Genomic DNA, 8,980 nt, shown 5'->3' with positions numbered 1-8,980 from the left:
CGCCGGCAAACTTTAAACACCAGTATGCAACGGTAAACGGCGTTAAAATCCATTACGTTATCGGCGGCAAGGGCGAACCCTTACTGCTTGTACATGGCTTTGGACAGAACTGGTACATGTGGAACCGTTTACTTCCCGAATTATCCAAACATTACACCGTTATTGCACCTGATTTACGTGGTGTTGGCGAATCGGGCAAAACTGCTGCAGGTTACGACAAAAAAAATATGGCTGTTGATATGCACCAGTTAATGGATAAACTGGGCTACCATAAAGTTAACGTTGCCGGACACGATATCGGGCTTATGGTAGCTTATGCCTACGCGGCCCAATTTCCGGCTGAGGTTAAAAAACTTGCTTTACTTGATGCTTTATTACCCGGTATTGAACCTGTGTGGACACAGGTAAAAGCACAAGCCTGGTGGTTTGGTTTCTTTGCGCAGCCTCATGCCGGCGAACTGGTTCAGGGCAAAGTTGGTTTATTCCTAACCGATTTCTGGCCGGTTGTGGGTTTCCAGAAAAACGCTTTTACCAAAGCAGAAATTGCGGAATTTATCCGTGCTTACTCGGTTCCGGGGGCAACAACCGGTGCATTCCATTGGTTTGGGTACTTTAATCAGGATGCAAAAGATAACGTGACATTTGGAGCTAAGAAGTTAAAAATGCCTGTGCTTACCATGGGATCTGATCATTTTGCCGCTCCTTTCCTGTCCACGCATATCAAACTGGTGGCAGAAAACGTTCAGGAGTCCATCATTAAAAATTCCGGTCACTGGGTAGTTCAGGAAAACACAGCCCAGGTGCAAAAAGACCTGTTAGAATTCTTTTTGGGTACAAAGTAAATCCCCATTTATCAGCTAAGCCAGGTCATCAGTTTTATAGCGGATGGCCTGGCTTATTGTTTTTAGTCGAAATATGAAAATCAAAAGGATATCAATCTGCTTGCCAGTATCAGATAGTGGCATCCTCTGGCCGGTCTGTTTCGAAAAGCACTTCTATACCCACACCACAATTGTTTTGGATTACAAAGGTCCCACCAAGCTGTTTACTCAGGCCACGCATGAGATTCATGCCCATCGAGTCGTTTGTTTTCAGATCAAAACCCTCCGGCAAACCGATACCATTGTCGGTAATCTTTAATTTAATATGTGTTCTATCGAACTGTTTAAGCGAAACGCCAATCAGGGTATAGGCAGCATCAGGACGGGCATATTTAATTGAATTGGTAATGGCTTCGTTCATAATCAGACTTAAAGGTATCGCCTGTGAAACCGATAAATAAACTTCATCAAAATCGCGTTCAAATTGCAGGCGGTTTCCAGGATCACAGCTATCTTTTAAATAACTGATAAATTCGCTTACATATTCGGCCATATTAATAAGGTCGAGCCCTTCCGATTGATATAATTTTTGATGGATGAGCGCGATGGAACGCATTCTGTTTTCGCTATTGAGAATTGCATCTTTAGCGGCGCTGTTTTCTACATAGTCTGATTGGCGCTGCAACAAACCGATAACAATCTGCAGGTTATTTTTCACCCGGTGGTGGATTTCTTTCAACAGCCATTGTTTTTCTTCCAGTAACTTGTCTTTATCATCCAAAAGCGAATTCAATTCATTATTCCGCTGCTGAATAATTTTACTGCTTTTCTGTTTTTGACGAAAGCTGTTGATCAATACGCCCAAAAACAAAAGCAATAACACCACAATTCCAACAATCAGGTTCCGGATATAGTTGGCCTGAGATACCTTATCCATGAGCAAGGTCCTATCCTTTTGCAGCACCACGATTGCGGCCTCTTTTTGCAGGGTTTTATACCGCACCTGCATCTCGGCAATCTGTTTGGAAGAAGCTACATTAAATGCAGAATCGCTCTTCTGTTTAAATCTCCGGTAATGCTCCAGGGCCGACTTAAAATTATTATTGGCTGAATCGATTTTATAATAATACAGGGCATCTTCTGCACTGTTCAAAAATGCCTGACTATCGGAATGAATGTTTTTAAATTCTTTATCCAGAAATTGGCGGGCAAGGGTATATTTTTTCTGCGACATGTAAAAACCGGCCAATACTTTATTTCCCCACGATTCGTTTGCAACTTTGCAATGATAATAGGCAATCATTTTCTGGTACCAGCTTTCCGCCTTACCAAACTGCTTAACCGCATTATAATAATGACCGTATATTTCGGCCTGTCGGCCAAGCTGCAAACTATCAACAGGGGGATATTTTTTAAACATCACCTCTGCTTCATCCAGGGCTGCTTTAGGTTTATTTAAAAAAAGCCATTCCCGTACCGCCTCACTGAGATGCAGGTAGGTAATATCTGTAGTACTGTTGCCCACATTGTTTCTTACGCCAAGACTAACCGCACGGCGAAAATTTTCGAGCGCGTTTACATGATCGTTCATATCCGAATACACATAACCCAGCTGACTGTAACGCTGTGCCGTATTTTGATATTTCAGTGTATCGCCTCTTTTATTGGCATTATCAATGGCCAATAATGCATATTGAAGCGCTTTATTTAAACGCCCCTTATTTCTATAGATCAGAGAAAGGTGATAGTAGGTAAAACCAAGATCGCTGGAACGGGAAAAATGATATAATTTTAATGCCTGCATGCCATAATGTTCGGCACTATCCAATTTTACCCGTGTATAATATTCCCCTGCCAACGAAGCAAAAGATTCGGCTTCCTTGTTTTTATCATCTATTACATGGTATAATGCTGCAGCTTTTTTCAGGAGAGTAATTACTTCGGGCCGGTCTTTGTACGGATCTTTCAACATATTTGCAAAGCGCAGCCAGGTACGGGCTTCCCTCTTTTTGTCGCCATCCTTTTGATAAGCCTGGATAACAGACATAAAGTATTTTTTGCCATCATATAGGTTATCCAACCTAAAATAGGCCTCGCCTACCCGAAGCATACCTTCGTACCTGTTATTTACGCGGAGTTTTACCGAATCGGAAAACTTAATGGAATATAGAAAATAGCGAAGGCCGCTATCGAGGTTTATTTTCTTGTTCCCCGGTTTTAGCAATTGGATTTTACCCAATTGCTGTATCAGGTTGCACTTTATACTATCGTTGGAGGTGGCTGCAATCATCGCCTTAACCCTGGCAGCATCGGCCTGATCGCCGGGAAGTACCTGTGCAAAAGCCAGAAAACCCTGCAAATTAAGAGCGATTAATAAGAAGCAGATAATTTTCATATTTTTTATCTAACTAATGTATTCAAATTTCTGCTAAAACCAATGCCATTCAAAACCAGTGGGCACTTAATGGCGTAAAAATACTAAAGTAGTCCCTTTAACAACCCACCCTCGGTCCTAATGGCGGCGCCATTTGTAGCAGCGGCAAGCGGACTTGCCAGGTAGGTTACCATGTTTGCCACCTCGGTTGTGCTCAGGAAACGTTGAATAATAGAAGTTGGGCGGATGGTTTTGAAAAAATCTCTTTCTACTTCAATAACCGTTTTATTCTGGTCTTTAGCCAGGTTTTCAATAAATCCCTCAACCCCTTCCGAAAATGTTGGCCCGGGCAGCACCGAATTCACGGTAACATCAGTCCCTTTGGTGAGCTCTGCCAACCCACGTGCTACAGCCAGTTGGGCAGTTTTACTTACGCCATAGTGAATCATTTCTTCAGGAATCTGTACGGCCGATTCGCTTGAAATGAAAATGATCCTGCCCCATCCGTTTTTTACCATCCCTGGAAAATATGCACGCGACAAACGGATCCCGCTCAGTACATTTATCTCATAAATGTGCAACCAATCCTTATCCGTAATATCGACAAAGGCCTTAGGTTCGAAGATAGCCACATTATTCACCAAAATATCGATTTCAGGAAGTTGGGAAATCAGCGCATTAATAGATTCGGCATCTGCAAAATCAGCTACCATTCCACTCACTTTATCATTGCCGCTTTGGGCTTTGATCTGTGCCACTGATGTTTCTACACGCTGGGCAGTACGTCCATTTACGATTACTTCGGCGCCTTCCTTTGCCAAGTTGAGCGCAATTGCAAAACCAATGCCGGCGGTTGAACCGGTAACCAGTGCTTTTTTGTTTTTTAACTGTAAATCCATATTTTTTTATCCGTTATTAGGTTATAAATGAAAATCTATCTAAAGACGTACCTAAAACATAAAAATCTGATTTACAAAAACTTAAAATAATAAACACAAAACGCACAACGATATTTCGTTGTGCGTTGGCTTAACTCAGCGATATTAAATGGAATTCGCTAAAACTTTGGTAAAGATTTTCCCTGGCCGGTAATTTATCATCTGCAGCGTCAGGTGGGGAATCAGCACAGAAACAATGAAAGATATTTTTATAATTTCCCCAAAGCCTTTTTATATTGTACAACATCAAGTAAAAATGAATACATGGCGTTAAGGTAATTTGACTGTGCCTGTTGTAACGTATAATAGGTATTATTGAGATCGGTCTGTTTAATTGCACCTTTACTGTAGCGGTCTGCATCTATCCTATACAGATCTTCGGCCTGTTTAAGATTATTGGTCTGGTTTTCGATATCCTTTTGATCATTTGCAACCGCCGTTTTTGTAGTTTTCACCTCGAAAGAAAAGTCGCGTTCTAACTTTTCATAAGTCAGTTTAGCCGATTGGAGCTGGATCTGATAGCCTTTTTTAGTGCGCTGTTTAAGCAAGCCATCAAAAACAGGAATACTGGCTTTAATGCCCACATAATTGTAAGGATCCCAATATCCCCGTTTGAATAACGAGAAATCGCTGTTCAGGTTCTGTGCCGAATAATTACCATAAAAGCTTAAAGTAGGCAGGTAGGCATTTTTCTGCTTCCTGATATTTTCGGTAAAGATATTTTCCTGCAGTTTTTGTAGTTTCAGTTCAATCCGGTCCGGTGCAGAACTTTCGTTAACGATACTTTTATACTGCGCATAGAGCGAAACCAGACTATCTGACAATACCGTAGGCTGCATGGCATCCGTGCCTAACCGGTAACTAAGATCTGCCAGCGAAAGACGGTAGTTATTTTCGTTTTTCGAAAGATCTGATTTTGCATTTTCATAGTCGATGCGGCTTTTTTCCATATCATACTTGGTGATCGAACCTTTTACAAGCTGATCTTTCGAAACCAGGTAGATCGATAAGGCCTTATCAAGGTTTGCCTTTGATAGTTTCAGCTTCTCTCCACTGATGAGCACGTTAAAATAGCTCTGGGTTACTTCCGATTTTATATCGATCTCTGATTTGCGGACGTTCATCCGGTCATATTCTGCCTGTCCACGGGCAATTTTCCTGTCCCCATAGTCCGTTGGGCTATATATGGGGATATTGAGATCCAAAGATGCAACGGTATTGTAAGCAGCACCCAGCTGAACACGCCTGCTCGGAGAACCGGCAGTACCAAAAGCCTCCCCGGGGATCACACTGGTTGGCAACCTGCCGTTGTAACGCATATCAATATCAGAGGACAGCTGTGGAAGTAGTCTGGAAACCACTTTCTTTGTTTCATTGTCCGAATGATCGGCATTGAGTTCCTGTATTTTGATCTCCCTGCGGTTTGCAATCGCATAATCGATTGCCTGCTGAAGGGAAAGCGGCGCATTTTGTTGCGCAAAAATATTTACAGCGGACATCAGACCGCATATAACTGCCATTATTTTAATAACTTTCATATTTATTTAAATTTCTATCCTCTGAATACCTGTCCGGGCTCTAAGGCAGTAATTCTCCTTATCGCGAAAAGACTACCCAAAAGGGCAATAAGCAGGGTAACCGCAACGACCGCGAAGCGTACCCAGATGGGATAATTGATAATTGTTCCCGAACTGGCAACTCCAATACGGAAAATTTCGGTAATAATTGCACCCAGTACATAACCGCAGCAACCGATAATAAGCGCCTGGGTAAGTATTAATTTTCTGATAAAACCATTTGTTGCACCGATTGCCTTTAGTGTTCCGTAATCCTTGATACGGTCGATTACCGCAGAATATAGCGTCAAACCGATGATCACAAAACCGATAACAAGGGCGAATCCGATAATGGTGCCGAAGGATAAGGCGATCCCAGATGTTTTGAGTACGGTAGAAATGGTTTCTTTCGACAGATCGCTGCCATTCCAGGCCCTTACACCAAAGAATTTTTTATTAATGATCCCAATCACGGCTTCTTCCTGTCCGCTGTTTTTGAGTTCGACCAAAAATGCACTGATTTTATTGTTCGGTATATTGGTGAGGTACCGCGCCCTTTCTATAGTGGTAAAAGCATAAACGCCGCCAAATCCCCTGATGCCCTTGGTTTGGGCCGCATCAAATACCTGTTTACCGTTGATTTCGAAATAATCGCCAAGTTTGAGGCCGCCGAGTGCTTTTTGGTCATAATAATCGGTAATAACAGCACCATCCTTGATCATGTCCTGCTTTTTTCCCAGGTACATATTCCATGGGCCGCCACCATATGCAGGTGCCTGCACACCGACCAAAATCAGGCCTGAAGTTGTTCCGTTGGAGAACTTTGCGCCACCGCCCGAAATGATCATAGGGTACACATTTTTAACCCCTGCAATGGTCTGGAGTTCATAACCTATCCTTTTATCGATCAGGCTAAGTGCATTTACATTGGTACTTTTATCATCTACAACCCATACGTACGAGGTATTGTGGCCCACCAAAGCAGCCATCGCATCGATGAGGTAAATAAATATCCCTGCCTGTTGCCCGATGAGGAAAACCGACATCACTGTCCCCATAAATGCACCGAAGGCCTTTGGTTTGTCAAACAGGATAAAGCGTAGTGCTAATCTGAACATGCCCTGTTATTTTAATTTGATTACACAATCCACCCGGCTTCCGATGATCACCGAACTGCCTTTATCCAGTAGTATCCTCACCTCTCTTACCCTCCTGTCTTCCATATTTGCCGCACCATCAGAAAAGAGTGATTTTTTATTTAAGTAAGGCGATACGATAAAAACTGCTCCCGAAGCAAGTGTATCCTGTTTTCCCTGCGAACGCAGGTAAGCTTTCATCCCCAGTTTTATTTTCTGGGCATACAGTTCATCCACTTCAGCAATGGCCATCAGCCTTCCGGCCGGTGCAAACTCACCGAAAGATTCGTTTGCATTTACATATTTGCCCACTTTAAGATCGAGTGAGAGAATGGTACCATCATAAGGGGCACGGACTTTCTTTTGATCAAGTATAGATTGGGCATATTTAACATCGCTCTTAAATTCGGAAAGGCGGTATTCAGACTGCTTCGCCGTTGCTGCAGCAGCCTGCGCATCCTTAAGATCAGACCTGGCGGCAAATTTACTGTCGTCTGTTGCCTGCCTGGTTACCCCACCTGATTTCAATAACGCCGAATTGCGTTCATAATTAAGGGCTGAGTTTTGGGATTTGGAATCAAGTGATGCCTGTTGTGCCTTGGCCGTCTGTATCGCTGCCTGCTGGGTCATAATTTTTGATTGGGCCTGCTGGAGCTGTGCCTCTTCTACCGAACTGTTTAGCAGGGCAATTAATTCTCCCTTTTTCACGGTATCACCGATATCAAAAAAAACCTTCTTTACCGGGCCTGAGCCCTGGGCAAAAAGTGATATGATTTTTTTTTCGGGCTGTACCTCTGCCAGGGCTACAACCGTATTTTCTGCACGCGAAAGCGAATCGCGCAGTGCTGCCTGCTCAGCCCTGTCTGTTTTCTTGCTTGTACAGGCGGCTGCAATGATGGTAAGGATAAAAAATATTAAAGTTCTTGATGTGTTCATTGTTATGTTTACTTAAAATCTGAGACCTCTACGGCCACGCCATTGTTAACCTCGATAATGCGGTGGGCATATTGTTTCAATCTGGGATCATGGGTAACTACTGCAACCGCCTTGCCTTTTTCTGCAAGATCCCTCAACTCTTCCATTACAACCGATATAGAATCTTTGTCCAATGATGCTGTTGGCTCATCACACAGTACAATTTTCGGATCCGTAACAAGTGCCCTCGCAATGGCTATCCGTTGTTGTTGCCCGCCAGAAAGTTGCTTGGGCAAGTTATACCTGCGGTCGGTCATTCCGACCAGTTCGAGTGCTTTTTTTACTTTTTCGGCCGAAGAGCGGTAGCTTTCACCCTTGAGCTGAAGGGGCATCATGATATTCTGCTCGGCATTGAGCGGGGCCAAAAGATTGAAATTCTGAAAAACAAAGCCGATTTTATTCAGTCTCAACCTCGATAGTCCAGCCTGCCCGAGATCGTTTACCAGATCCCCATCAACCCAGAGTTTGCCCTCTGTGGGGTAAATTACACAGCCCAGCAGCGAGAGCAGCGTGGTTTTTCCAGATCCCGAAGGACCTATAATCAGGAGGAGTTCGCCTTCCATTACTTCTAAAGTGGTAGGCTGTAACGCAATCAACGTCTGATCTCCCACCACATATTGCTTTGACACATTTTCCAGTCTGGCAATTATTCCCATTTTATTTATTTTGGTATTAAATAATCTATTTTTTTCTATCTGTTTCCGGTCCGAACCAAAGGATTGTAGGTAATCCCTAAAGAAAGCCCACCCATCACCAGGTATTCTTTATCGGGCAGGTTCGAATTCACTTCTGAGATAAAGTGCCTGAAGTAAAAATTGGCATTCACTTTAAATCCCTTTCTTAGATTAAAATCTGCCCCTAATATGGCATCTGCTGTAAGGTTGTACCTGTTGTAGCCTACAGCTTCTTTATTTGATGAGCTTTCATCCTGGGAGCCGATAGTATATTTCAACACGGTATTCTTTTGGATAAAAATGCTCGGGCTTACTCCCGCTCCTGCAAAAAGACCTATCCTGCCCACACTAAAAAAAGTATACTTCAGATTCAGGGGAACCCCGATGTAGGTATAATCGATAAGCGTATGGAAGCTGGCAGTTGTCTGATCTGAGAACCGGACCTGTGCGTCGTCTGTTTTGTAACCGAAATCACTTAATACCAGCCCGCTGTTGATGCTGAACCG

At 43.2% G+C, this 8,980-nt stretch carries 8 protein-coding genes; 1 reads left to right on the top strand and 7 read right to left on the bottom strand.

Annotated elements, in window-relative coordinates; all coding sequences use genetic code 11:
* A partial coding sequence (locus B2V92_RS19215; RefSeq protein WP_293311255.1) for an alpha/beta fold hydrolase occupies nucleotides 1-842 on the top strand: 842 nt, incomplete at its 5' end.
* A 109-nt stretch (nucleotides 843-951) separates the two neighbouring features.
* Here the strand turns inward: B2V92_RS19215 and B2V92_RS19210 are convergent.
* The 7 genes from B2V92_RS19210 to B2V92_RS19180 all read right to left on the bottom strand — a co-directional run.
* Nucleotides 952-3,216, bottom strand: a complete 2,265-nt coding sequence (locus B2V92_RS19210; protein ID WP_293311253.1) for a histidine kinase dimerization/phosphoacceptor domain -containing protein — start codon at nucleotides 3,214-3,216, stop codon at nucleotides 952-954.
* A gap of 83 nt (nucleotides 3,217-3,299) precedes the next feature.
* The gene (locus tag B2V92_RS19205; RefSeq protein ID WP_293311251.1) at nucleotides 3,300-4,094 is read right to left on the bottom strand and encodes an SDR family NAD(P)-dependent oxidoreductase; all 795 of its coding nucleotides are present in this window, start codon (nucleotides 4,092-4,094) and stop codon (nucleotides 3,300-3,302) included.
* Nucleotides 4,095-4,342: 248 nt separating this feature from the next.
* On the bottom strand, nucleotides 4,343-5,653 hold the full coding sequence (locus tag B2V92_RS19200) for a TolC family protein (RefSeq protein WP_293311249.1): 1,311 nt from the start codon (nucleotides 5,651-5,653) through the stop codon (nucleotides 4,343-4,345).
* 32 nt (nucleotides 5,654-5,685) lie between these two features.
* Nucleotides 5,686-6,807, bottom strand: a complete 1,122-nt coding sequence (locus B2V92_RS19195) for an ABC transporter permease (RefSeq protein ID WP_293311247.1) — start codon at nucleotides 6,805-6,807, stop codon at nucleotides 5,686-5,688.
* Between the two features lie 6 nt (nucleotides 6,808-6,813).
* On the bottom strand, nucleotides 6,814-7,761 hold the full coding sequence (locus tag B2V92_RS19190; RefSeq protein ID WP_293311245.1) for an HlyD family secretion protein: 948 nt from the start codon (nucleotides 7,759-7,761) through the stop codon (nucleotides 6,814-6,816).
* A gap of 8 nt (nucleotides 7,762-7,769) precedes the next feature.
* A complete protein-coding gene (locus tag B2V92_RS19185) occupies nucleotides 7,770-8,456 on the bottom strand; it encodes an ABC transporter ATP-binding protein (RefSeq protein WP_293311243.1) in 687 nt (228 codons plus the stop codon).
* Between the two features lie 35 nt (nucleotides 8,457-8,491).
* The coding region (locus B2V92_RS19180; protein ID WP_293311241.1) for a hypothetical protein at nucleotides 8,492-8,980 on the bottom strand (489 nt) is incomplete at its 5' end.

The sequence above is a fragment of the Pedobacter sp. UBA5917 genome (assembly GCF_002432345.1).
Classification (GTDB): Bacteria; Bacteroidota; Bacteroidia; order Sphingobacteriales; family Sphingobacteriaceae; genus Pedobacter.
The sequence above is the reverse complement of the archived record's forward strand: the minus strand, read 5'-3'. Positions and strand labels throughout refer to the sequence as shown.

Coding starts and splice junctions, on each gene's coding strand:
- B2V92_RS19210 (WP_293311253.1), bottom strand. CDS start 3,216: ATGAAAATTATCTGCTTCTTATTAATCGCTCTTAATTTGCAGGGTTTT.
- B2V92_RS19205 (WP_293311251.1), bottom strand. CDS start 4,094: ATGGATTTACAGTTAAAAAACAAAAAAGCACTGGTTACCGGTTCAACC.
- B2V92_RS19200 (WP_293311249.1), bottom strand. CDS start 5,653: ATGGCAGTTATATGCGGTCTGATGTCCGCTGTAAATATTTTTGCGCAA.
- B2V92_RS19195 (WP_293311247.1), bottom strand. CDS start 6,807: ATGTTCAGATTAGCACTACGCTTTATCCTGTTTGACAAACCAAAGGCC.
- B2V92_RS19190 (WP_293311245.1), bottom strand. CDS start 7,761: ATGAACACATCAAGAACTTTAATATTTTTTATCCTTACCATCATTGCA.
- B2V92_RS19185 (WP_293311243.1), bottom strand. CDS start 8,456: ATGGGAATAATTGCCAGACTGGAAAATGTGTCAAAGCAATATGTGGTG.